This is a genomic window from Amycolatopsis sp. (assembly GCF_025464955.1).
In the GTDB taxonomy this organism is placed as follows: Bacteria; Actinomycetota; Actinomycetes; order Mycobacteriales; family Pseudonocardiaceae; genus Amycolatopsis.
The window spans coordinates 19973-43143 of record NZ_JAODNM010000052.1; the positions used below are offsets into that span (position 1 = coordinate 19973).

Consider the following 23171-nt stretch of genomic DNA (forward strand, 5'->3'; position numbering starts at 1 on the left):
GGTGTGGTCACCGGCGTCGCACAAACACCACCGCGGCCGACCTGACGTGGCGACCGCGGCGGTCGTTGGTCGTTAACGGAGAAGGCGATCCAGGCCGGCTTGCCGGCCTGGATCGCCGTGGCGCTGCGTGCGCCGGGTAGTGAACATGGCTGAGGCGAGCCGCGCGAGGTGGACGCGCGGCTCGCCTCACGCATCCGCGGTGACGAATGTGTGGCCGGTGTCGGTCTGTACCTGGATGGAGCCGACCTGGTCAGGGTCGATCAGCGCCGACCCATCGAGGTTCACCCCGTTGGTGGCGAGATTGGGCGATACCAGCCAACTGCCGGCCACGACCTGCTGACCGGACCGGGACACCACGATGAGCTGGCAGCGCTGGCCGGCGGGAATACCCGCTACGGACGCGTTCACCCGAACCCAGCCCGCGGCCGGAGTGAGCGTCGCGGTCAGCCGTACTCCGTCCGAAATGCCTGAGATGGTCTTTGTGCCCGGCACGAATGTGGGTCCGCCCGTTGGCGCGGTCGGGGCCGGCTGAGGTGCTGCCGTGTTCTGGCCGGCACTGTCGTTCTCGCCCAGCAACACCCCGCCACCGATGGCGAGTACCACGGCGACGGCCGCGGCCGCGGTGCCGATCGCCCGACGGCCGCGGCCGGCTGAGCGCCTTTCTTCCCGCGCCCCGCGCAGGGTGCGCTGTAACAACAGGTCACCACCGTCCGGGGGCCCATCCAGGAATGCCTCGGGCGGAATCTCGCCGATGGTTTCCCGCATAGCGTTCACCGCCTCCAGTTCGCTGCTGCACTGGGCGCACTGCCCCAAGTGCTCGCGTACGTCGGCAGTCTCCTGCTCATCGAGTGCGCCGAGTGCGTAGGCGCCAAGAGCCTCGGTCTGATGTGGATCCAGCGCATTCATTCGGCCACCCCTTCCAGAACGGCCTGCCCAGGGCTGAGCAGTTCTCGCAGCCCTTTGATCGCATGGTGTGATCGCGATTTGACTGTGCCCGCCGGTATGCCCAGTTTCATCGCTGCCTCGGTCACCGTAGCCCCTCGGAAGTACAGCTCCACCAGGACTTCTCGGTGTGAGCCGGATAGTTTGTCCATCGCTCCCAAGACCACGGTCGTGTTGACGACCCGGTCGGAGTGATCACGTTCGATCGGCGGGCGGCCCGGTTGCTCGGCAACTTCAGCTGGTCGAGCCCCGCGCGCCCTCGCCTTGTCGATGACGATGTTGCGCGCGACAGTCAACAACCAGCCCCTCGTCGAGCCCTTGCCATTGACCAACACCTCTGGATGCTTCCAGGCTCGGAGCAGAGTCTCCTGCACCACATCCTCGGCAGCGGCACGATCATTGGTCAGCCTGGTCGCATAGGTGAGCAGCGCCCGGCCGTGCTCTTCGTATACTCCGCGGATGAGCGCCTCGTCGGCGTCCGCCTGTCGTCGGCGGGTCAACAGCGATGCCATCACGGTTCTCCGTCTTCCGCCACCATGGCTCCTTACAGTCGGCGCAGCATTTCGGAATCACCCGCTACACGGCTGGTCGCTGGGTTCGGTTCACATCCGAGTGCCGGGCCTGCAGATTGTATTGTTGATGCGATCGTTCGCGACGGCCGAAAGCAGGCCGTACCGTCCAGACACGCAAAATGCTAGCCGACACACGTCCGGTGCCCGAAGTCAACGTCAGCCGGGGAGGTCTGCGGGGGCACCGGAAGCGATCGGGGATGAGCCGTTGCTGCGATTGGCAATGGGATTGCGTGTACAACAATGAGCGTCGGCAGTCAGCGGTATCCGGCAACTCCAGAGCGAATCAGCAGTTACGACCGCTGTTGACGCACGCGACGATCTGCGCCTGCTCTTCGTCGGTCATCACGTCGATGTAGTCGGCGTGGTCGACCAACGGGCTGCGCAACTGATCCGGGAAGGTGTCGTTCGCGTACCGGGCGCCGAACGGCACGTCGTAAGTCAGCGTGATGCGCAGTTGCGCGATAGGGAACGTGCCCTGCTGACAGACCCCGCCGACGGTGGCCGGCACGACATGGGTGTAGTGATCGGCGCTGGACAGCGACGTCCCGTTCCAGCAGTTCGGAAACTCGAATATCCGCACTACCTGGCTGCCTTGAGGGCATACCGGATAGAGATCGGTGATTCGGTCGGTGTAGCCGGTGCAGGTCCATCGCGGCAGGGACGGTGCCCGCGGCTCGGTCAACTCCTTGGCATCACCCACGGTGGCCCGCAGAAACTCCGGCATTTCCACGACGTGCGTGACCGGGCTGCCGACGAACCGAATATCGACCTTTGCCGGCTCCAGAATGCGGCCCATGTTGCCGAACACCATGTCCTGGCCTTGCCCGTCCAGTATTCGCAGCACCGGCCAGTAAAACGTGGACCGGTCACCATTGGCACAGGTGGTACCAGCAGCAGCGAGACTGTCGTCGGTGGAGAACGCGTTCGTGGAAAGGTTGCCCACGTAGTCGTGCACATGCATGGCACCGTCGGAGATCCGAGGAGTGAAGATCACGTTGTCCGCGTTGCGATGGATCGTGCCGGGACCACCGCAGTGCTCGGTGTAGCTGCCGGTCGACGCGCCCGCTGTTCTCGTCGCCGCTGAGTGCGAGAGCGCCACCGTCGTGATGTCCACGTAATCCCTATTGCTTGGCCCCGAGCCGTCCGCTTGGTTGCCACTGGCCACCCGGTTGACCACGAAGGTCAGCACCGACACGCACACCAACACGGCGATGACGACCGCCAGCACGACTGAGCCTCGCCCGCCTCGTCCGGGCAAACTGGGCAATGAGATAACGAAAGGCATTCAAAAAATCCTTGTCATTCTGCCGGTTCGACTTTGAGTGGCAGCCACCAGACGAGCCACGGGAAGCTTGACACCCATTGCCGCACGAATTCAAGGCGGATGACACTTTTACTCAAGAATCCTGCCCGGAGCCACCCTATGTTGTGTGATGTTCATCTCACCTGCTCGCTGAACCGTTTTGCGGAGGCGCCCGTGTTTGCAGCGTCCGAAGCCACCGAGGCTTCGGAATACCACGTACTAGGAGCCTTCCCATGCTGCGTAAGACTTTGCTTTCCCTCGCTGCTCTCAGCGCCATCGCCGGTGGAGTGCTGGGCGGCGCCGGCGCTGCCGTCGCGGCGACGTCGCCCGTCGGCGCGAGTGGCATCCTCGATTCGGGTGTCAATTTCTCCGAGCCCGACGGTTCGCAAGGTATCAACGGCGACGCTGGGCAGTGCATCGCGGTAAGCCTGAGTAAGACCGGGTCGTTCGAGTTCGTTTCCGGCACCATGACCCTGTGGACCGGAGCCAACTGCAACACCGGTCAGGCGACGGTCATCAGCAGTGATGTCGCCGACCTGCCGGTGATCGGCTTCGGACAGACGCGATCCATCTTCGTCGGTGACAACGCCCCCAAGGTGTCGGCTGTCGGCGCGAGCGCGATCCTCGACTCTGGCATCAACTTCTCGGAGCCGGACGGTTCGCAGGGCATCGGTGGCAACGTCGGCGACGTCATCAACGTCGGAATCCCGGAAACCGGCTCCATCCAGTTCGTGTCGGGGACGCTGACGCTGTTCACGGGACAGAACGCGACCGGAAAATCCATCGTGATCAAGGCCGATGTAGCAAACCTCGGTACTCTCGGATTCGGTAACACAAAGTCCATCCGCATTGGGGCAGTCGCCTGACGCTCGCCCTTCCAACCGCATTCCAGTCCGACGACGACTCTCTGCGAGAGCGGCGTCGGACTGGAACGCCGAGGTATGTCCAGGGCGCCATCGTTGCGCCATTTCACGGGGAACAAGATTCAGAACCTGTTCCCGGGCCAGGTCGCGATTCAGAACGACTCATCGACCACGTTCAAGATCACCGGTTGAATCTCCAAACGCTGAGATCGGCTGACCTCCAACGGTAGCCTGCTGAATCACCGACGCCCCGTACCGAAACCGGTACGTGGCGCCAGTAGGCCGTGGTTATTGCGGTGGGGTCTCTGTCGCTGCCGGCGGGATGGACTTCATCATGTCGATGATGATTTTTCCGGCCATGCCCGGTGCGCCGTAAGTCGGGTCGCTCATGAGCTTGACGGCCTTCTCGAGCACTTCGGCATTTTTGCCGAACGTCTTGACCAACTCGGGCATCGGCATGCTGAACCAATAGTCGAATTTCTTCATCAGTTCCGGGGTCGCATCGGGCATCTGCCGGTATACGGTTTGGGTTTGGGCACCTTGATTTTGTCGAGGTTGCCATTGAGCGTCAGTTTGACGACCTCGTCGGCTTTTCCGCGCGTCTTGGCCAGAATTTTGAGCATCTCGACGAGCTTCTTGGCGACGTCGGCGATCTTTGTGGCGATCTTGCCGATCGCCACGCCGACCTCGACTATGGTGGAGGTGTCCGCCGCGATGATCGAGCCGCCGAAGGTGACGGGCGCCAGTGCTACCGCGACGATCGCGGCCTTGATGATGCCGGCCAAGGTCATGGCGATGATGTCGCGGACGATGTCGCGGACGGTGCCGATCAGGGCACCCGCGATCCCCATCTGCTTGCCGGCGAAGTCGACGTAGTCGGACAGTGCGTCGATCTGGGCGGTGACGCCCTCCATGTCGGCCCGGAACTGGTCGGTGGCCGAGCCGCTTTGGTGGGATCTCTCAGTTTCCAAGAGACCGCAAGTCGACGGCGAGTTGCGGTGGTCGAGTCCCCGACTTTTATCCGGTGTGCTCGCGCATTGCTTGCTCTACGCCGCGGAACAGCAGGACCGCGTGGCTGACGAGTTGCTCGCGGCTGACGTCGAATGACTTGGTCAGCCACTCCTCGAGCAGGCCATTGATGCCGGCGACGACCGCCGCGGCCAGTGCCTCGCGATTCAGGGACGCGTCGGGAGGCAACGGCGGTAGCAGTGCCGCCGTGGCGTCGGTGTACTGGTGAAGGGCCCGCCGTCGGTGCGTCTCGACAAGCGGTCCGGCACCGACAACCTCGATGAGCTTGACGCGCCCGGCACGCGGATCACGTTCCAGCTCCCGTGCGATCGTGTCGACCATCTGGCGCATCTGTTCGGCAGGCTCGGCCGTCCGGTCGACTGCCGCGGCCACGGCGGAGAACGTCGCGTTGTGGATCTCGTCATGCACTTCCGCCAGGAGTTCTTCCATCCCGGCGAAACTTTCCGTGAAATACCGATCGATCAGACCGGCCTGACGCAGGACCGCGCGAGCGGACGTCGCGGCGAACCCTTGGGCACCGAACAGTTCCAGGGCAGCCTCGATCAGCCGCGCACGCCGGTCGGCCCGGCGTTCCTCGGAGGTTTTGCCGCCATAGGTTCTCATTGATAGCTACGGTATGGCACCACCTCAGTGCGCAGCCAGGGAGTCCGGTCCGCCGATGGTGCCAAGCGTGGCCGGCGTTCCGTCCTGGTTGAACGGGTGGCGGAAGGTGAATGCCTGCGGCGCGGGCTCGTGGTCCTGGAGGTATTCCAGTTTCGGAACCGCGTCCTGCCAGGTCGGGACCGTGCCGTCGGCGACCCACCAGAACACGAGACCAGGGCGACCGGTCTTCTCGAACCAGTCATAACGCCTGTTCAATGCCGCGCGATGGAGACCGGTGTAAACGAAGTCGTAGGCGGATTGCAGGTCCGTCCAGAGGGAGAGGGTCGCCGCGAGAGCCGTGGTTTCGGCAGTGCGACCACTTTGGTACCAGGCTGGGGCGACGAACTCGCCCCAGCCTGCCCAGTCGCAGTCGAAGTGTGCACCTTTGCTGAGGTCTACCGGTGCGGCGTGGGCGACATACCCGGGGCACTGGTCGATCCTGTCGTAGATGGCTGTGACGCTTTGATGGAATTCCTGCGTGGGAAGCCCGGGATCGGCCAAGGGCATTTTCAAGACACCGAAGGTGTACAGAGCGAGGCGAGGCATGCGTTTCTCCGTGACTCGTTTCCTCGGAAGGGTGCTGAGCCGGCCGAGGAGTGTGCCGCTGGTCGTGGTGCCTGATGATCTGATGGTGACTGCCATCAGATGGCACTGTACCTCCCACAGCGTGGCTGTGTATACCGAATCCGCCAGGCGGCCGGTGCTGTGTGGTTGATGCCGGAACCGTTGTGGCCGGCCAGTTGGCGGTTCAGGTCCTCAAGCGTTAGGTACTGCCCAGTCGTGCGGCCGCTGTCCAGCCCGGCGATGTCTACGTCCGTGAACGTTGCGACGGCAGGCGGGGATGGCGAGTTTTCGGCTGGAACGGGATGTCGGCGAACTGCAGCGTCGCCTGCAGGGCCCGGACGGCACGGTCCAGCCTCAGCAGGGCTACTTGCGACAGGGTGAACAACTCGTCGACGTTCCATGCCCGGCCCGCGGCCGCGAGAACCACCGTGCGCGGGGTCGAGGTGATCTTCCGATCCGGTGCCGCTTTTTGTGCCAGCTGCTGCAGGGCCTCGGGTTCGTACGCCAAGGCGTCGGCGGAGACGAGGGCTTGGGTGTACAGGTGACTCGCCGCTGTAGCCCGGCCGAGCCATTTGACGTGAATGAGTTCGTTGTCCGGCCCGAGAAGGTCGCAGAGTTCGAACCGGGGGTGCATGGGCGTAGTGGCGAAGTTCCGGTCGAGACAGAGGTAGTCGTGCTTCGCCGCAACCTGCTTGCAGTAACGGTTTTCGTCGTCGGGGGTGCCGGTGGGTGTCCACGTCTCGGCGGGCCAGGTGAACCGCCGCGCCAGCAGTGCGGTGACCTGCTCGCGCATCTGCCGGACGTAGGTCTCGCCGATCCGGTACCAGCGGCCCTGATGGAACACGTACCGCGCATGGTCGATCGTGGTTTCGAACACGATCCACCGGGCGGCGGTGATCTGCGCGCCGAGTTCCTCCTCCCCAGCGTCGTCGGCGCATGCCGTGACTCGCCCGGATCGCAGTGCCTTCAGGCGCTTGTCGACGTCGATGGTGGCCAGCCGGTGCGTCAGATGTTCGAGTTCCAGCCGGGATTCCGCGACGAACGGGCCTCCCGGCCCCAGCCCGCTGATCCGGAACGATCCGGCGTGTTCGGCATCGTGGACGGCGGTGCCCGGCCAAGCCAGGCCGAGCGGGCCGTGCTCGGCGCCGCCGAGGGTGTCTGCCAGCCGTCGCTCGAGTTCGGGTACCAGGCGGTCGCGGTTGTCCAACGGCCGTGTCTGGGCGATGAAGCGCAACGCCGATGCGGAGTCCGACTCGTCGACCACCGCACCGATGGCGTCGAGGTCGGCGAGGAAGGCCTGCGGCTCGTCCGCCAGCGGCAGCCACACCGAGTTCCCGGCCCGGATCCGATGCCGCCGCCCGGTCACCCGGCCATAGGTGAGGTCGGTCAGGTCGGCGGTGCCGGCCAGCCGGTTGACGAGGTCGCCGTAGGGCTCGAGCCGGAACGCCGAAAGGTCGCCGCCACCGGGGATCGACGTCTGTGTCGCGCGTGCCGAGGCGTCCAGCGCCGCGCTGGCGATCAGCCCGAGTTCGAGCGGGTCGAGACGCCGGATTCCGAACAGCAGACCGAATCCCTGCTCGACGTGGTCGTCGTTCAGCACGAGATGTCCGGCGCCCCAACTGACCGCGTAGGTCCACGGCGGCCGCGGCACCAGCAGTACCGCGAACGGGAGCTCCGAGGACAAGGCCAGCTCGGTGCCCGTGAGTGACGAGGCGTGGGCGACCCACAAGGGAACTTCATTGCGGAAGCGGCCCGCGACGAGCCGTGCCCGCGTCCCGGCCAGTTCGACTTCGGTGTCCACCGTGACCTGCCCGGCGTTCAGCGGTACTAGCAGGTCTTCAGCGGCGGCGCGCCCGGCTAGGCGGAACAGGGACACCGGCTTGCTTGGAACGGATGCTGCGGCCATGCGATCACCAGCCTGGGAAACGGCGGAAAGCTTCATTGTTCGCCTTGGTCATGACGAGTAGGCCACGGATTGTTTTCGCGCCTGTGAAGCTCCGTTGAACAATGCCGTCAAGTGATGCGCAAGCACGTTAACGAGCTTCCCGAGACTCGCGCTATTCGGTACCGTACTACGGTGTCGTCGACCCCGCTATCGGGTATCCGGCCTGATCAGGAGTCCGGCAGGTGATCAGGTGGTGTCGCGGCGGATTACGGCTGACAACCGGTACAAGAATTGTCCAACGCCACTCCAATGGTCGAATTGCCGCGGTTTTCTGGTCTGATCGTGAGCGCGTGCGGTTATCTCCGAACTCTTGGTAACTGCCGTCCCAGCAGCGGCCGCCGAGGAATACTCTGGTCGGGGATGACGCTCGCATTCGGCAGGGTCGCGCTGCAGCGCGTGCGGGACTACCCTGGCCTGGTTGATTCCTGTCCCGCCGATGCTGGGAGCACCATGGAGGCAGTCCCGACGTTCGCACACGGAGACCGCCTCACCCGTTGGGACCTGGAGTCGATCACCGATGTACACCGTCGATATGAACTGGTGGACGGGACACTCCTAGTGAGCCCGTCACCGCGCCCACTGCATCAGCGGGTGGTCGCGCGCCTCCTGGCCGCGCTCACGCCGGTCTGCCCTGCCGACTGCGAGGTCCTTCCCGCGCCGGTCGATGTCGTGCTCGACGAGCACACCGTGATGATTCCGGACGTCGTGGTCGGCCGTCGGGACACCTTCACAGAGCGGGCACTCGTCGGGGTCCCGGTACTCGCCATCGAAGTGGTTTCGCCGTCGAGCCAGCATATCGACCTGCACCTGAAGCCCGCTCGGCTCGCCGCGGCCGGCTGTCCTTTCTACTGGGTCATCGATCCGCGAGTGCCGAGCGTCAAGTGTTTCCGGCTCGTCGGCGAGGCCTACGAACTTGTTGCCTCAGGACGTGATGACGAGCTGGTCGTACTCGACGAGCCGTTCGCGCTGACGTTGAGTGCCGAGGCTTTGATCTCGCACTACTGAGGCGGTTCAGCCGAGCTTCTTCGCCATCTCGTCGATCGCGTTGACCACGACGTCCGGGCGATCCAAGGGGATGTCATGCGAGCTGTTGGCGGCGACGACGAGAGTCCGGTTCGGCGCGGCACCGGCGAACTGGGCCTGGGCATCCCGCCACAGCTGCGCGTCATCGGGAGTGTCGAACGGAGTTTTCGCCGACACGATGACGGTCGCCGGCACGTCGTCCGGCCAGGAGATCTGGTGGTAGGCGCGGTGCATCGCTGTGTAGCCGGCGGCGACAGCGAGCAGTTGACGAGTCTGTTTCGTGGACGGCTGCTTCCGCAGTTCGGCCACCTGCTCCTTGTTCGCGGCTTCGATCCTCGTGATTTCGCCGTCGGTGTAGAAGTTCGGGAGGCTGGCGTCGACGAGGACGGAACCGGTGACCCACTGCGGATTCCTGTCGGCGAAATAGGTGGCGATCTCGCCGGCGAGGGAATGCGATACCAGCAGCACGTTGTGAGTGGCTCCCAATTGGGTCAACCCGGCTTCCAAGTCCGACACCGCGTCGTCGACCTTCCACGGTCCGGGCACTTCGTCACTGGCACCCATTCCGGCGCGATCGTAGGTGACGATCGTCGATCCGGTGTTCTTGAGCAGGGTGGGGACAATGTCCTTCCAATAGGACGAGTCCGCGCCGCCTCCGGCATCCAGCACGATGGTGGGACCGTGGCCGGGGGTGAGGTGGAAGGCCAGTGTGTGCCCGCCGTTCTTGACCATCCGGAGGGTCGGATCCGCGGCCGTCGGGGGAGAAGTCGCTGCGGCTGGGGCGGGTGTGGCTCCGGAGGCACCGGAAGTCCCGCAGGCGGTGAGGGCACCCAGGAGAAGCATTCCGGTGGCCAAGGCGACTGCGGTGCGTCGAGTGCGCCCAGGACTTCTTGTGTTGTCGGTCATGCGGAAAATCTAGGGTTGCGTCGGCGGATGATCGATCCTGCTGCCCGGTCAGTCCGAGGTAGGGCTCGCCCTACTCGCGAACAACCCCGCCGGGTCAGCGCGGCGGACCGAGTCGCCGCCATAGCCCATTGGACGCCGGAGCGGATACAGGCGCTGAGCGCGAACGACCGGCTGTCGCCGGCCGAGACCGTCGCCAAGGTGCGGGACGGCCCGGTGCCCGCGGGCGTCGGACGGCTTTTCCTCACCATGGAGCCCGGTGGCGACGAGTCGTGCACGGCGACCGTGGTGCCCAGTTCCAGCAAGGACGTGGCGTTCACCGCCGGTCACTGCGTCGACGGCGGCCTCGACCGGCAGGACAACCCGATCAAGGTGGCCAAGGTCGTGTTCGCCCCCGGCTACGAGAACGGCAAGCTGCCCTATGGGCTGTTTCCGGCGAGGGCGTTCGCCTGGTCCGACACCTACAACGGCCCCTTTAGTTCGGGGGATGACGACGCGGTGATCGCGTTGGACCCGGTCGCGGGCCGCCACGTCTCCGACGTGGCGGGAACCCAGCACATCTCGTTCGACAAGGTGCCGTGTGTCCTTCCTGCCACCTTTCAGGACACCTCCGTCTACTCGTCCTGGGATACGAAGTGCGACATGGCAGGCGGTTCGAGCGGCGGGCCGTGGTTGCGGGACTTCAACCCCGCGACAGGCACGGGGACCATCTTCTCCGCCACCAGCAAGGGCGCGGTCAATGAGGACGGCACCACGGCGAACCTCAGCGGGGCGGCCTTCACTGACGCCGTGCGGGCCCTGTACGAGCATGCCGGCAACCTCTGAGCCGGAAGATCGAAATCACACCGACATCAGGAATAGTCGCTGTGTGTTCGTGGTTGGCTACCGTTATGGCCGATGAAACTGTGGAGTTCAGCCCGGAGGGCTGGGTCCAAGACCAGACGAAGACGATCCTCGAGACCGGCACGACGGAGGGCATCGAGGTGTACGGGTCGCCGATCGTGCTCCTGACTTTGCGGGGCGCGAAGTCGGGCAAGCTCCGGTACACGCCGGTGATGCGCGTCGAGAACGACGGCAGCTACGCCGTGGTCGCCTCGAAGGGCGGTGCCCCTGAGCACCCCGTTTGGTACTACAACATCAAGGCGTACCCGGAGTTCCCGCTCCAGGACGGCACTGTCACGAAGGACTATGTCGCCCGTGAGGTCGAGGGCGACGAGCGTGCGGAGTGGTGGGAGCGCTCAGTCAAGGCGTACCCGTCGTACGCCGAGTACCAGAAGAAGACGGACCGGCAGATCCCCGTTTTCGTCCTCGACCCCAAGTCCTGATCTCGTTTTTTCGCAACTCGCCGTCGACTTGCGGTCGTTGACTTCTGCAACGACCGCAACTCGCCGTCGAGTTGCGGTCGCCGGCTTCGCACTTTTGCGCTTTTGTGGGGTCGTTAAGTACTAAGGCAGTGTCACTCGGCGCCGTAAGGCACGGTCGGCCAGCGCCTCGAGGATCCGTCGCCACGCCGGTGCTGCGTCGACGATCCGGGAGAAGACCAGCCCCAGGCTTCCCGGCCGGCTGCTGTCGTGTTCATGGTTGATTTCCCAGGCGTCCAAGTCGTCGATGAGCCGGTCCAGGCGCGGATCCTGCGGATCCCAGTCGACTGCCTGATCACAGGCGAGAATCAGGCGTGTCGTCTCGGGGTCGTCGAAGTCGGCGTTCTTGTCCCGGATCCGCTGCGGCATGATGCCGGGGTCCAGTGCCTGCATCAGGATCCACGAGTCGCGCTCGAGTCGTACCCTCAGTTCGCTGACCCCGAGTCTGCGCATCCGGTTCAGGATGGCGACCACCTCGGGAGGCAAGATAAGCCTTTCGCCGCTTGCCAGTTCGGCGATCCGGCGGCGGTATTCGCTGAGCTCGTCGATCTTCCGCCGCAATTCTGCGTCGATGTCGGTGATGGCCGAAGCGAATTCGGTCGGCTGTGCGTGCAGCAGCGCGTCGATACGGGACAGCGGAACACCGGCATCGGCAAGGGTCCTGATCTGGATGAGATCCACGGCCGTTTGCGCGCTGTACCGGCGGTAGCCGGAGGCATCGCGCTCGGGCTCGGGCAACAGGCCGACGTGGTGGTAGTGGCGAACGGTGCGCACAGTCACCCCGGCGGTCGCCGCTAGCTGGCTGATCGTCAGCACCGTTCACCTTTCGCTCATCGAGCCTGGCCATGCCGAGCCTAGTGTCGGACTCGCGTGCTGGTGGCGAGTCCCGTGCGCCTCTTCGCTCTCATCCGTGGGTTGTTGCCCATCGCAACTCGCCGTCGAGTTGCGACGGAACGGTCCTCGCGACGCTATGGGCGAGCTCGGTCGACGACGTCGCGGATGGCCTGGACCACGGCGTCGGGGCGGTCGAAACAGAGCCGGTGGTGGTGGGTGTCGGAGAGGAAACGTTGTTCCCCGCGCGAGACCGCGCTCACCAGGGCCGCATCCAATCTCGTCTTGCCGTCATGTAGCTCTTGCGAGGTCCGCGCCTCCTGCGTGGGGTCGGCGCCTACCACGGTGAGAGCGACTACCGGGACGTCGGGGACGTTCGGCCCGGCTCGCAGTTCGGTGGCGAGTTCGGCTAATTTGCTGCGCTCGGCGATGCCGACGTGAAACCATTCGTCACTCATCTTTGCCTCGATCAGCGGTTGCCGCATGTACTCCGGATAGTTCGCGAGCAACTCGGTCCTCATTTCGCGCAGGGCTGGGCGCATTTGTTCGAGCTGTTCCAGATCGGGTGCCCTCCGCTCGGTCGCGGCCAAACTCGCCGAGGGCGGCATGAAATCGTCCCAGTCACGGTGGAAGGCGTCCAGCCAGACCAGCCCGGCCACATCCTGCGGGTAGAGCTGAGTGAACCGATGCGCATAGGCACCGCCGAGGGAGTGCGCTGCCAGGACGTACGGAGCGTCGATGTCCTGGGCGTGCAGCAGGTTGCGCAGCTCCGTGGCGACTGCGGCGGCGGTGCGCGGCAGCGTGAGGGGATCGCTGTAGCCCGTGCCGCCGCGGTCGTACACCACGGCGGTGGTGAACTGCGAAACCCCTTGCTGGACACCGAAATAGTCCAGGCCGACCGCGCCGGCACCCGGCAGGAAGACGACAGCCGGTCCGCCGCTGCCCGACCGATGCACAAAAAGTCGGCGGCCGTCGATCTCTTGGAATCCCCCGATCGGCGGAGTGAGCCGATCTGTGGACGTGATCTTCTTCGTCATGCGGCAAGGCTCCAACCCTGACGTAGGGTCAAGGTCAAGCCTTTCCGTCAAGGGGTACCCGTCGTCGACCGTCCCGAGGTGTTCGGGCCACGGCAGATGGGCGCGTCCTGCTGGGCGCGGCGAGGTTTGAGGGGTGTTGCGAGTGTTTGCCACACGTATCGCTGAACTTGTGATCGACCTCTCCAACCTCCGGGCGGGGCGATGACCGCGGTGAATGACCCGTACGCCGTGCTCGGCCGGGGCTACGCCTCGCGTCGGCAGCCTGACCTGCGGGTTCTCGCCGCCATCACCGGCGCGCTGGCCGATGCCCGGAGTGTGGTCAATGTCGGTGCGGGCGCCGGGGCGTACGAACCCACCGATCGCGAAGTCGTTGCCGTCGAGCCGTCGCGGCGGATGATCGGTCAGCGTCCGGCGGGAGCCGCGCCGGTCATCGAGGGCTACGCCGAGCACTTGCCGTTCGCCGACCAGCGGTTCGACGTCGGCATGGCCGTGCTCACCGCGCATCACTGGGCCGATCCGGCGGCCGGGTTCGCCGAGCTTCGGCGGGTGTCCCGGCGGCAGGTCGTGCTCACCTGGGATCCCGCGATCACGGCGAAGTTCTGGCTGGTCGCCGACTACTTCCCCGAGGTCGCCGAGCACGAGCGGACGTTGTTCTGCCTGGCCGAGGTCCGCGCAGCGCTGGCCATTGGCGGCGATCGTGTCGAGGAATACCCGGTGCCTGTTCCACACGATTGCAGCGACGGCTTCCTCGGCGCTTACTGGCGGCGGCCCGAGCTGTACCTCGATCCGGTGGCGCGGGCGGCCATGTCCGGGCTCGCGTTGATCGACCATCGCGCCGGTATCGCCCGGTTGTCCGCCGATCTCGCCGACGGAAGCTGGCTGCGGAGAAACCGTCGGCTGCTGGGGCTGGACAGGCTGGATCTGGGCTATCGGCTGGTGGTCACCGGGCCGTGACCGCGGGCCCGATCTCCGGTCGAGAACTGTTCGCCGTCGTCGGCCGCCGTTGCTGCTGGCGGCCCGTAAACCCGATGCGGCCGGGAATGGGCGGATAATTTCCGAATGGGCGCCACCGCGGGCGGCCGTGTTACGATTCGTTACAGGACAAGGGGATCTGGGGCCCGCGGCTCATATACATCGATTGCATGGCCTGTCGCGTTACCGATTTTTGGCGGTTGATTTCGCACGTATTCCGGGTTATCTTTTCGGCTCAGAGCCGGGCATGATCGTCGCCATCACTTGTTCGCGGGTTTTTGTTGTGCATTGCCGTATTGGGGAGCCGTTGTGAACAAGCCTTTGGGTCGTCTCGCGGGTGCCGTGCTCGCGGGGGTCGCGATCACCTTTGCCGTCACTCCGGCCGCGCTGGCGCAGGACGAGCCCAGCTCCACGACCACCACCACCTCGGACACCTCGGTGACGACGTCCGGCACACCGACCCCGAGCGAGACGCCGACCAGCTCCACGGCTGGGATCACTGGGACTTCATCGGACGTCGTGACAACGTCCGACGCCCCGCCGTCGGCGCCTGCCGCGATCAACGGGCGGGCCAAGGCCGCCGACCAGACGGCGAAGGCCACCGAACCGTCCGACACGTCGACGTCGACCGTGCCGCCGAAGAAGTACACCGACAACGTCGGCCACGGCTTCATCGGCTTGACCGGTGAAGGCGTCCTCGTGATCGCCTGCGCGGAAGGTGCGCCGGGCAACGTCTCGACGGCGAACCTGACCGTGACAGCCGGTCCGGACCAGGACGAGGCGGACGGCCGCTACTGGAACTACGACGTGCGGGTCGCCGGCGAGTTCCAGGGCACCACGAGCACCTTCAGCTGGACCTGCGCCGGCCAGCCTGGTCAGGGCTCGGTCGAGTTCCAGCAGGCGCCGCCCACCACCACCCCGACCACCCCGACCACGTCGAGCAGCGGCACGGCCGCGCCGAGTTCCACGGTCGTGTCGAGCACCTCCGCCGCTCCGGGCCTCACCAGGCCCAAGGCGCAGGTCAGGTACGCGCCCCAGGGCGGGATCGAAACCGGCTTCGGCGGCATGGCCGGGGCTTGAGGGCTATGACGATGACGATGCGGCGGGTCGGCGGCGGGATCGCCGCGGTCCTGGCCATCTCGCTGGCGGTCGCCGGCTGCGGTTCTTCGGCCGCGCCGACGTCTCCCGCCGCCGCTGCGCCGGCGTCGGCGAGCACCAGCGTTCCGATCACCAAGCCGTTCAAAGGCCTCCGGCCGACGTCGGTATCGATCCCGAAGATCGGTGCCGAGTCCAGCCTGCTCGCCGTCGCGGTCACCGTCGACGGGAAGATCTCGGTCCCGTCGGTCGACACCCCGATGCAGGCGGCCTGGTACCGGCTTTCCCCGGTCCCGGGCGAGGTCGGGCCGGCGGTCGTGCTCGGCCACGTCGACGGGAACAAGAAGCCGGGCATCTTCTCCAAGCTGAAGGATCTCGTGCCGGGCGACGAGGTCGACATCGACCGCAGTGACGGCAAGAAGCTGAAGTTCTCCGTCGACCACCTCGTCAAGGTGCCCAAGGACCAGTTCCCGCAGGACGCCGTCTACGGCAACAGCAGCAAGCCGGAGCTGCGGCTGATCACCTGCGGCGGAGTGTTCGACCATGCCGAGCACAGCTACGTCGACAACATCGTCGTCTACGCCAACCTCGTAAGTTGATTGTTCAGTCGAGTACACGAAAGCGTGCCCCTTCAGTCGCCGAGGTTGACTGAATACCCGCAGCCCGTGCTTACTGATCACATGCTGCCCTGGGACGTCGAACTCGCCGGCCGGCTGGACCGGCACACCGTGAACTCCGTGCTGCTCCGGGACAACCCGCTGGGCGATCCGCACGAGAGGCCGCTGTGGGTGTACGTCCCGCCGGGTTACGACGACAGCCCGACGGTCCGGTACCCGGTCGTCTACATGATCCAGGGGTACACGGGACACCTCTCGATGTGGGCCAACCGGACGCCGTTCCGCCAGCCGTTCATCGAGACGGCCGATGCCGTCTTCGCCGACGGCAGCACCCCGGGCTGCGTCGTGGTCTACGTCGACGCGTGGACGGGGTATGGCGGGTCGCAGTTCGTGGACTCGCCGGGCACCGGCAAGTACCACTCGTACCTGTGCGAGGAGATCGTGCCCTGGGTGGACGGGCACTACCGCACGATCGCCGACCGGGAGTCGCGGGCGATCGCCGGCAAGTCCTCGGGCGGGTTCGGTGCGATGATCACGCCGATGCTGCGGCCGGACCTGTTCGGCGCGCTCGCCACCCACGCCGGGGACAGCCTTTACGAACTGTGCTATGTCCCCGAGTTCGGCAATGCTGTCCGGACGCTGCGGGGATACGACCACGACATCACGCGGTGGTGGGACGACTTCCGCTCGCGCACCGCGTTCACCAAGCCCGGTGACGAGATGCTGATGATGCTGCTCGGGGTGTCGGCGTGCTTCTCCGCGCGTGAGGACGGCACTCCGGAACTGCCGTTCGACCCGGTGTCCGGCGTGTTGCGACCCGAACAGTGGCAGCGTTGGCTGGACTGGGACCCAGTACGGATGGTGGAGCGCCACGCGGACGCGGTGCGCTCCCTGCGGGCGGTGTGGATCGACGCCGGCACCCACGACGAGGCGTTCCTCGACCTCGGCGCCGAAGCGTTCCGCGCCGAGATCGTGAAGGCCGGCCTGCCGGACGAGCGGCTGCAGTTCGAGCTGTTCGACGCCGGCCACTTCGGGATCGACTACCGCTATCCGCTCTCACTGGCTTGGCTGGCCCAGCGACTCGCGCGGTAGGACTCGTGAGTGTTCCGGCCGCTAACTGTGCCCTGCGGGACACCCGCACCCGGGCGGGACGGAACACTCACGAGACCTGGTCGCCAGCTCAGCCGACGACCTGCCAGTGGTCGTATTTCTCGATCATCTGGTAGCTCCGGTCGGCGCAGTCGAACTCCGAGGCCGGGCGGTCGAAGCGCGCGTCGGAGTTGCTTGTCGAGGCCGCTTGCCAGGAGCCGTTCAGGTTGACCTGGATACCGCTCGAGGAGAACGTCTTGCCGGACATGTCCGCGCAGGCGTAGCTCCGCCCGTTTCCGTCCACATCGGAGTAAAGCTCGTTGATGTCCCAGCCGACAGTGCCGGCTTGAGTGCTGCCCGACGACGTGTACAGGGTGTCGTAGGTTTTGGTCTGGTAGTTGTACAGCGACGCTGTCCACGTGTTCTGGCTCGTGTTCGTCTGCGAGATCTGGACGGCGTAGGCGCTGGAACCGTTGGTATAGCGGCTAAGGAAGTTGGAGTCGATCGGGACCGAGGCCTCGAAGTCGATGTTGTTGCACCAGTCCCAAGCTTCGACGGCCTGTTCGGAGGCGGCGTACACCGTGGTGACCTCGATGCACGAACCGCCCGCCGGGTACATCGTCGGCGTGTAGATCACGGTGCCGCTGTTCGTCGGGTGCAAACTCGTCGTGACGCTCTGGTTGGCGAACGCGCCCCGGTTGGTGCCGGCGTCTTTGAACGCCGTGCCTGCCGTCGGATGGATCTGCTGCGCCGCCGCCCGCGCCGTAGCCTGGTGACCGGTCAAGCCCTCGTGCGCGGCGAGGAAGGGCGTCACCTGGTCGGCGGTCTTTGCCCGGACGACAGCACCGCGGCTCACGTTGTGTACCTCGGCGGAATGGGGTGTCGCGTGTGCCACCGCGGGTGCGGCGATGAGGGACAACGCCGCCGCGGCGGCACCGGCCAATACCGTCAACGAGCTACCGAAGGCCATGACGCGCTCCAGGAATAAACCGGGAAGCGAATTCATTCGCCCCGGCGAGGCTTTCACTGTTGGTATGGACCACAGTGAGGCCGCGCCCGATCACGCACTACCCACTAAAGTCGTCCACTCGGAAAGTGCGTACGAATGGCTACTTTTCCGGCTCGCTCGACGTCCGTTTTAGGCCGAGTCAAGACGTCCGTAGGGTCACGGCGCCAGGGCACTTTGTACTTTTGTGACCTATGTGTGGGTCCGCGACGCCTCAGTGGCTGGTGAGGTTCTTGAGGTCAGCGGGTGTGGGCGGCTGGTGGTGACTGTGGGACTCGTCGGTTTGAACGTGGGACTCGCCGGGCCGGAGTGTGGGACTCGCCGATGTGCTGTGCGAGTCCCACGTTCAGCGAGGGCGAGTTCCACAGTCAGCTCCGGACACCGACACGACCCGGCCCTTGCTGCGGTAAAACGCAGCCAGTCCACAGCAACCAGCACCCACACATACGACACAAGAGCCACTTTTGTGCCCTGCTTGAGCGTTCAACGAGGGCACTCTTGTCCAAAAGTGCCCTGTCTTGCGCGCGAGAGAGGGCACTCTTGTGGAAAAGTGCCGTCAGGTGGGTGGGGCGGGGAGGATGACGTAGCGCGGGGGCGGGTCGGCGTAGAGGTGGGTGACGAGGGTTTCCCTCGCGGCGAGGACTCGGCGCTGGTTCACGTAGCCCTTGTCGGTGATCTCGCCGGCGTCGAGGTCGGCAGGCCGGGACATGACCAGCAGCCGCTCGATTCGCCCGGACGAGCCGACGCCGGCGTTGAGCGCGGTGAGGATCGGCGCGAGGTGCACAGCCAACGCCTCCGAGTACCTGACCTCGCAGCCGGAACCCGGTTGGTCGCCCAGTAGCCGATCGACCTCCGCGGCGTTGAGCCAGGCCAGCGCGCACACCATGTCCCGGTTCTCCCCGGCGATGACGGCGTCGGCGAGCACCGGCGCGGCCGAGAGCAGCGCTGTCCGCACCGCGCCGACCTGCACGAACGTGCCGGTGGACAGCTTGAAGTCCTCAGCGATCCGACCGCGGAACAGCAGCCCGGCGGCCGGGTCGCCAGGGTCGGCGAAACTGACGGCGTCCCCGGGGCAGTAGTAGCCCTCGTCGTCGAAGGCCGCCTCGGTGAGGTCCACCCGCCGGTGGTAGCCGGGCGTCACGAGCGGACCGCGGATGCGGATCTCGTACGTGTCTTCGTTGGCTGGCACCAGTTTGAGTCGCACACCCGGCAGCGGCACGCCGATGCACCGGGCGTCGGTGAAGGCGAAATGCGCGGTGGTGGCCGCAGGCGCCGTCTCGGTGGCTCCCCAGGACCCGGTCACCGGGATGTCCCGGCCGGTCACCGTCCGGCCCAGGGTTTCGAGCCGTTCGCGCAGGCTGGGGGACAGCGCCGCCGCGGCGTTGAACACCAGCCGAAGTCGTGAGAAGAACTGTTCGGCCAAGCCGTGGTCGCGTTCCAGCGCCGGGACCAGCTGCGCGTAGCCGGCCGGCACGTTGACCGACAGCGTCGGCGAGACGTCGCGGTAGTTGGCGAGGGTTTTGGCGAACAGGCTCGGCGTCGGCCTGCCGTCGTCGATGTACAACGTGCCGCCGTTGGCCAGCACCAGAAACACGTTGTGGTTGCCGCCGAAAGTATGGCTCCACGGTAGCCAGTCGAGGAGTACCGGCCGTTCGCCGCGGAGGAAAGGCCACGCCTGCCGCATCATCTGCTGGTTCGAGCACAGCATTCCGTGCGTGGTGATGACGCCTTTGGGAGCGCCGGTCGAGCCCGAGGTGAACAGAATCTTGGCGACGGTGTCGGGCGTGATCGACGCCAGCGCGGTTTCGACCTCTTCACTCGGGCTCGTCGCCAGCAGGGTTTCCAGGGAATGCTCGTCGGGGCCGCCCGACGCCGCGATCACCAACGCTCCGTTGCCGAGGGCCGCCAGAGCCGCGCCGAACGTGACGGCGTCCTCGACGTAAACCGCGCCCGGCCGCACGAGCTGGTCGATCATCTTGACCCTGGCGTGGTCGGTGCTCTGCAGCGAGTAGGCCACGCTGATCGGCACCACGGGGACACCGACAGTCAACGCCCCGAGGGTCATCAGCAGGTGACCGATGGAGTTGCCCGACAGGATCATCAGCGGCCGCGTCGCGGACAGCCCCCGATCGAGCAGGGCCTGCCCGATCGCGCCGGCCGCCGCCAGCACTTCGCCGTAGGTTCGTTGCCGCCACGCACCTTCATCGCCGCGTTCGGCGATCAGCGGGTGGCCTGGATCGGTTCGGGCCCACTCCCGGAGCAGCTGGCCGACGCTGACGGCGTAGGGCTCCAGCGACTCGGCCGACTCGAGTGACACGGAGCCGTCCGCGTGGTCCCGGCGAACTATGTTCGGCGTGGCGAAGAGCGTGGACATGATCACCTTCACAGTGCGTCGGGGACCGGGAAGCATTCTCAGAGTAGTGAAAGCGCCTGCGTGAGCAAGAAATCGGCCTGCTCGGGGTTGAGCCGCGGGTCGCAGGCCGACTCGTACCTGGGCAGGGGCCGCGTCCGCACCAGGTCCTCGGGGCGGTCGACACATTCGGTGACCGCGTCCGGGGTGAGCTCGAGGTGGAGCCCGCCGGGACGCACCCCGGCCGCGCGCAGCGCGACGAAGAACCCGGCCACTTCGCGCACGATTTCGGTGACCACGCGGGTCTTTTCCCCGGACGCGGTGAGACAGGTGTTGCCGTGCATGGGATCGCACAGCCACACGATGCGGTCGGCGTAGGAACCGGCCGCTTCGAGCAGCGCCGGCAGCCGGTCGGCGACGGCGTCGGCACCCATCCGGGAGATCAGCGTGAGCCGTCCGGGGGCGTGGTCTCCGGCGAGGCGCCGGGTGATCGTGGCGATGTCCGCCGGGGTGGTCTTCGGCCCGATCTTGACGCCGACCGGGTTGCTGATCCGCTCGGCGAACGCCAGGTGCGCGCCGTCCAGCTGGCGGGTGCGTTCGCCGATCCACAGTAGATGCGCCGACGACGCGTATTCGCTCGCATAGGCGTCATCCGGGCGAACCAGCGCCTCTTCGAAGTCGAGTAGCAATGCTTCGTGGCTGGTGTAGGTGGAGCGGGGCCGCAACGCGGACAGCGCGGTCGCGGCGTGGTCGTAGGCGAGCAGCAGCCGGCGCGGGTCGGACCGCCGGCCGAAGACGGTCTGCTCCGGCTCGTTGACGGCGTCACCGCGGTACACCGCAAGGCGTCGGCCGTCCGCCACCGTCTCGATCTCCGATGACCGCGGCTTGCTGTACTGCCCGGCCAAGCGTCCGATGTGGACTGTGCGGAGCCCGGTCGACGCCGTGACACGGTCGCCCAGCGAAGTCAGGTGCGCGGCTTTGGCCTCGACACGGTGGGCCGCCGAGTCGGCGAACCGTTCCGCGCAGTCACCGCCCTGGACGACGAAGGCTTCTCCCGCGGCCACGTCCGCCAGATCGGCGCGCAGGGCATGGCAGTCGGTGGAATCCACCAGTGGCGGACGGGAACGGAGATTGTCGCAGACATCGTAGAGTTCCTCCAGCGAGGTCCAAGGGGGTTGCTGGGCGGCGCGAAGCGCAACGCTCGCATAGACGTTAGGCATTGGTCTACCTCCGAGAGAATTGGTTTCCCATTCGGTGAACATGTGGTTCAGCTCAAAGAACGTTCAGCTCAAGAACGCTCAGTTAAAAGAACACAGCGGGGTCGACGCGCCGGAGAAGTTTTCTGCAGTTTCCAGAGAATTCCAGCGAATTACGCCTGGCGGAGTACGTTCCGGCGGATTTCACCGCTGCGCAGCAGGGTCGCGATGGCGTCGATCTCGCTGTCCATTGGCCGGTCTTCGGCGAGGAAGGCGACGTGCTTGCGGATGTAGGCCTGGGCGGTGCGCGTGGTGCTGCCGAGCTTGTCCGTGCCGGTCAGGTCGGCGGCCTGGCACAGCGCGAGCAGGTGGATGGCCGTGACCTGGCTGGCCAACTGCACGACGGTGTAGGAATGCCGGGCGGCGATCGTGCCCATGCTGACCTTGTCCTGGTTGTGGGCCTCGGTCGAGCGGGAGAAGGAGCTCATCGGCATGGTCAGGTGCAGGGCTTCGGCCGTCAGCGCGGACGCGGCGATCTGCGCGCCCTTGAAGCCGTGGTGGAGCCCGGCTTCGAAGTCTTCGGGCTCGGTCGGGGCGATGAGGTTCGGCGTCAGGCCGAGGCTGAACTTCTCGTCGACCATCAGTGCGAGCTGGCGGTCGAGCAGGTCGGCGAGACTGGCGACGGCCGAGGAGATCGCCTGGGTCGCCTGGGCGACATGGCCGCCGTAGAAGTTTCCGCTGTAGTGCACGGTGTCGGTGTCCGCGTCGAACAGCGGGTTGTCGTTCGAGGAGTTGATTTCGTTGGACAGCCACGGATCGGCCCAGGCCACGGTGTCGCGCAGGACGCCGACGACGTGCGGGGCGCAGCGGATGGAATAGGGGTCCTGGATCTTGCGCTCGAGCTCGATGTACTCGCGTCCCTCGCCGGAACCGGGGCCGACCAGGTCGGTGTCGCTCACGACCGACGGGGAGTCCGACAGCATCTGGTAGATGTTCGCGGCGCTGGCCACCTGGCCCGGGTGCGGCTTGTGCTCGTGCGGGAAGGCGTGGAACTGGTCGCGGCTGCTGCGGCGGATCTCGGTCGCCAGTGCGGTGCAGAGTTCGGCCGCCCAGGCCAGTTCGGTGGCTTCGGCCAGCGCCAACGTCGCGTAGCCCGCCATGAACGACGTGCCGTTGACCAGTGCGAGGCCTTCCTTCGCCACCAGCGAGACGGGCTTCAGGCCGGTACTGCGGATCGCCGAGGCGGCCGGCAGCTCCTGACCCTGGTGCCGCAGGGTGCCTTCGCCGGTCAGCGCGGCGGCGAGGTAGCTCAGCGGGGCGAGGTCACCACTGGCGCCGACAGAGCCGCGCTCGGGGATCGACGGCAGGAGGTCGTTTTCCAGCAGGGTGAGGATGAGCTGGATAGGCTCCTGGCTGATCCCGGAGTTGCCGCGGGCGGCGCTATTGGCGCGGATCAGCATCGTCGCGCGGATGACCTCGTCCGGGGCGATCGGACCCTGGCCGACCCGCAGGAAGCGCAGCAGGTTGCGCTGCAGCGCGATGGCCTTGTCCGGGCTGATCTGGCGGCCGCTGCTGTCGCCGAAGCCGGTGGTGACGCCGTAGATGGGGATCCCGGACTCGACGATCCGGTCCTTCGACTCCTGCGACGCCACCATGCGGATGACCGAGGCGGGCGAAATGCTCAAGCCCACCTTGCCTGGCTGGGTGGCGACGTTCCGGACGTCTTCGAGGGTGAGGCCGTAACCGTCGAGTGCGATTTCCGAGGTCTCTGTGGCCTTGGCATTCGAAACAGTGGCGTTCTGGCGATCAATTACGGAGGTCATGATCTTCC

23 protein-coding genes are annotated in these 23171 nt (G+C 66.1%); 8 read left to right on the forward strand and 15 right to left on the reverse strand.

What is annotated here, in order from left to right:
- Positions 1 to 186: 186 nt before the first annotated feature.
- The 3 genes from JWQ81_RS11085 to JWQ81_RS11095 all read right to left on the reverse strand — a co-directional run bounded on the left by JWQ81_RS11085 (position 187) and on the right by JWQ81_RS11095 (position 2742).
- Complete coding sequence (locus JWQ81_RS11085; RefSeq protein WP_297540317.1) at positions 187 to 906, reverse strand: anti-sigma factor; 720 nt, start codon at positions 904 to 906, stop codon at positions 187 to 189.
- Positions 903 to 1454 carry a sigma-70 family RNA polymerase sigma factor gene (locus JWQ81_RS11090; protein ID WP_297540319.1) on the reverse strand — a complete coding sequence of 184 codons (552 nt, stop codon included), beginning with the start codon at positions 1452 to 1454 and terminating at the stop codon, positions 903 to 905. Before JWQ81_RS11090 ends, JWQ81_RS11085 begins: the two co-directional genes overlap by 4 nt.
- A gap of 343 nt (positions 1455 to 1797) precedes the next feature.
- Entirely contained in the window at positions 1798 to 2742 is a 945-nt protein-coding gene (locus JWQ81_RS11095; RefSeq protein ID WP_297540321.1) for a DUF1996 domain-containing protein, read from the reverse strand.
- 308 nt (positions 2743 to 3050) lie between these two features.
- Between JWQ81_RS11095 and JWQ81_RS11100 the strand changes: the two genes are divergently transcribed.
- Complete coding sequence (locus JWQ81_RS11100) at positions 3051 to 3683, forward strand: hypothetical protein (protein WP_297540323.1); 633 nt, start codon at positions 3051 to 3053, stop codon at positions 3681 to 3683.
- 285 nt (positions 3684 to 3968) lie between these two features.
- Here the strand turns inward: JWQ81_RS11100 and JWQ81_RS11105 are convergent, their stop codons facing one another.
- The 5 genes from JWQ81_RS11105 to JWQ81_RS11125 form a co-directional block, all read right to left on the reverse strand.
- Positions 3969 to 4166 carry a hypothetical protein gene (locus tag JWQ81_RS11105; protein WP_297540325.1) on the reverse strand — a complete coding sequence of 66 codons (198 nt, stop codon included), beginning with the start codon at positions 4164 to 4166 and terminating at the stop codon, positions 3969 to 3971.
- Positions 4166 to 4651, reverse strand: a complete 486-nt coding sequence (locus JWQ81_RS11110) for a hypothetical protein (RefSeq protein ID WP_297540326.1) — start codon at positions 4649 to 4651, stop codon at positions 4166 to 4168. The genes JWQ81_RS11105 and JWQ81_RS11110 overlap by 1 nt, the downstream gene beginning before the upstream one ends.
- A 46-nt stretch (positions 4652 to 4697) precedes the next feature.
- Positions 4698 to 5312: a TetR/AcrR family transcriptional regulator gene (locus JWQ81_RS11115; RefSeq protein WP_297540327.1), complete on the reverse strand. Its 615-nt coding sequence runs from the start codon at positions 5310 to 5312 to the stop codon at positions 4698 to 4700.
- 24 nt (positions 5313 to 5336) lie between these two features.
- Complete coding sequence (locus JWQ81_RS11120; RefSeq protein WP_297540329.1) at positions 5337 to 5897, reverse strand: DUF3291 domain-containing protein; 561 nt, start codon at positions 5895 to 5897, stop codon at positions 5337 to 5339.
- Positions 5898 to 6159: 262 nt separating this feature from the next.
- The gene (locus tag JWQ81_RS11125; protein WP_297540331.1) at positions 6160 to 7821 is read right to left on the reverse strand and encodes a TIGR04141 family sporadically distributed protein; all 1662 of its coding nucleotides are present in this window, start codon (positions 7819 to 7821) and stop codon (positions 6160 to 6162) included.
- A gap of 489 nt (positions 7822 to 8310) precedes the next feature.
- Here JWQ81_RS11125 and JWQ81_RS11130 point away from each other — a divergent pair, with 489 nt between their 5' ends.
- Positions 8311 to 8865, forward strand: coding sequence for a Uma2 family endonuclease (locus JWQ81_RS11130; RefSeq protein ID WP_297540431.1), 555 nt, complete (start codon positions 8311 to 8313; stop codon positions 8863 to 8865).
- Between the two features lie 6 nt (positions 8866 to 8871).
- On the opposite strand, the gene JWQ81_RS11135 is transcribed toward JWQ81_RS11130, so the two are convergent.
- Positions 8872 to 9789: an alpha/beta hydrolase gene (locus tag JWQ81_RS11135; RefSeq protein WP_297540334.1), complete on the reverse strand. Its 918-nt coding sequence runs from the start codon at positions 9787 to 9789 to the stop codon at positions 8872 to 8874.
- Positions 9790 to 9816: 27 nt separating this feature from the next.
- On the opposite strand from JWQ81_RS11135, the gene JWQ81_RS11140 reads away from it, so the two are divergent.
- Together JWQ81_RS11140 and JWQ81_RS11145 are read left to right on the forward strand one after the other, a co-directional pair.
- Positions 9817 to 10611 (forward strand): hypothetical protein, encoded by a 795-nt coding sequence (locus tag JWQ81_RS11140; protein WP_297540336.1) that lies wholly within the window; start codon positions 9817 to 9819, stop codon positions 10609 to 10611.
- 65 nt (positions 10612 to 10676) lie between these two features.
- Entirely contained in the window at positions 10677 to 11111 is a 435-nt protein-coding gene (locus JWQ81_RS11145; protein WP_297540338.1) for a nitroreductase family deazaflavin-dependent oxidoreductase, read from the forward strand.
- 120 nt (positions 11112 to 11231) lie between these two features.
- On the opposite strand, the gene JWQ81_RS11150 is transcribed toward JWQ81_RS11145, so the two are convergent.
- The gene (locus tag JWQ81_RS11150; RefSeq protein WP_297540340.1) at positions 11232 to 11963 is read right to left on the reverse strand and encodes a MerR family transcriptional regulator; all 732 of its coding nucleotides are present in this window, start codon (positions 11961 to 11963) and stop codon (positions 11232 to 11234) included.
- 152 nt (positions 11964 to 12115) lie between these two features.
- Entirely contained in the window at positions 12116 to 13015 is a 900-nt protein-coding gene (locus JWQ81_RS11155; protein WP_297540342.1) for an alpha/beta hydrolase, read from the reverse strand.
- A gap of 201 nt (positions 13016 to 13216) precedes the next feature.
- On the opposite strand from JWQ81_RS11155, the gene JWQ81_RS11160 reads away from it, so the two are divergent.
- The 4 genes from JWQ81_RS11160 to JWQ81_RS11175 all read left to right on the forward strand — a co-directional run bounded on the left by JWQ81_RS11160 (position 13217) and on the right by JWQ81_RS11175 (position 16791).
- Positions 13217 to 13969: a class I SAM-dependent methyltransferase gene (locus JWQ81_RS11160; protein ID WP_297540344.1), complete on the forward strand. Its 753-nt coding sequence runs from the start codon at positions 13217 to 13219 to the stop codon at positions 13967 to 13969.
- 327 nt (positions 13970 to 14296) lie between these two features.
- Positions 14297 to 15067 carry a hypothetical protein gene (locus tag JWQ81_RS11165; protein ID WP_297540357.1) on the forward strand — a complete coding sequence of 257 codons (771 nt, stop codon included), beginning with the start codon at positions 14297 to 14299 and terminating at the stop codon, positions 15065 to 15067.
- 11 nt (positions 15068 to 15078) lie between these two features.
- Positions 15079 to 15681, forward strand: a complete 603-nt coding sequence (locus tag JWQ81_RS11170) for a class F sortase (RefSeq protein WP_297540433.1) — start codon at positions 15079 to 15081, stop codon at positions 15679 to 15681.
- Positions 15682 to 15747: 66 nt separating this feature from the next.
- Positions 15748 to 16791 carry an alpha/beta hydrolase-fold protein gene (locus JWQ81_RS11175; RefSeq protein WP_297540360.1) on the forward strand — a complete coding sequence of 348 codons (1044 nt, stop codon included), beginning with the start codon at positions 15748 to 15750 and terminating at the stop codon, positions 16789 to 16791.
- Between the two features lie 88 nt (positions 16792 to 16879).
- On the opposite strand, the gene JWQ81_RS11180 is transcribed toward JWQ81_RS11175, so the two are convergent.
- The 4 genes from JWQ81_RS11180 to JWQ81_RS11195 form a co-directional block, all read right to left on the reverse strand.
- Positions 16880 to 17758 carry a hypothetical protein gene (locus tag JWQ81_RS11180; protein ID WP_297540362.1) on the reverse strand — a complete coding sequence of 293 codons (879 nt, stop codon included), beginning with the start codon at positions 17756 to 17758 and terminating at the stop codon, positions 16880 to 16882.
- A gap of 592 nt (positions 17759 to 18350) precedes the next feature.
- Entirely contained in the window at positions 18351 to 20168 is a 1818-nt protein-coding gene (locus tag JWQ81_RS11185) for a feruloyl-CoA synthase (RefSeq protein ID WP_297540364.1), read from the reverse strand.
- Between the two features lie 38 nt (positions 20169 to 20206).
- On the reverse strand, positions 20207 to 21364 hold the full coding sequence (locus JWQ81_RS11190; RefSeq protein ID WP_297540365.1) for a 3-deoxy-7-phosphoheptulonate synthase: 1158 nt from the start codon (positions 21362 to 21364) through the stop codon (positions 20207 to 20209).
- A gap of 149 nt (positions 21365 to 21513) precedes the next feature.
- The gene (locus tag JWQ81_RS11195; RefSeq protein WP_297540366.1) at positions 21514 to 23163 is read right to left on the reverse strand and encodes a histidine ammonia-lyase; all 1650 of its coding nucleotides are present in this window, start codon (positions 23161 to 23163) and stop codon (positions 21514 to 21516) included.
- Positions 23164 to 23171: the final 8 nt, after the last annotated feature.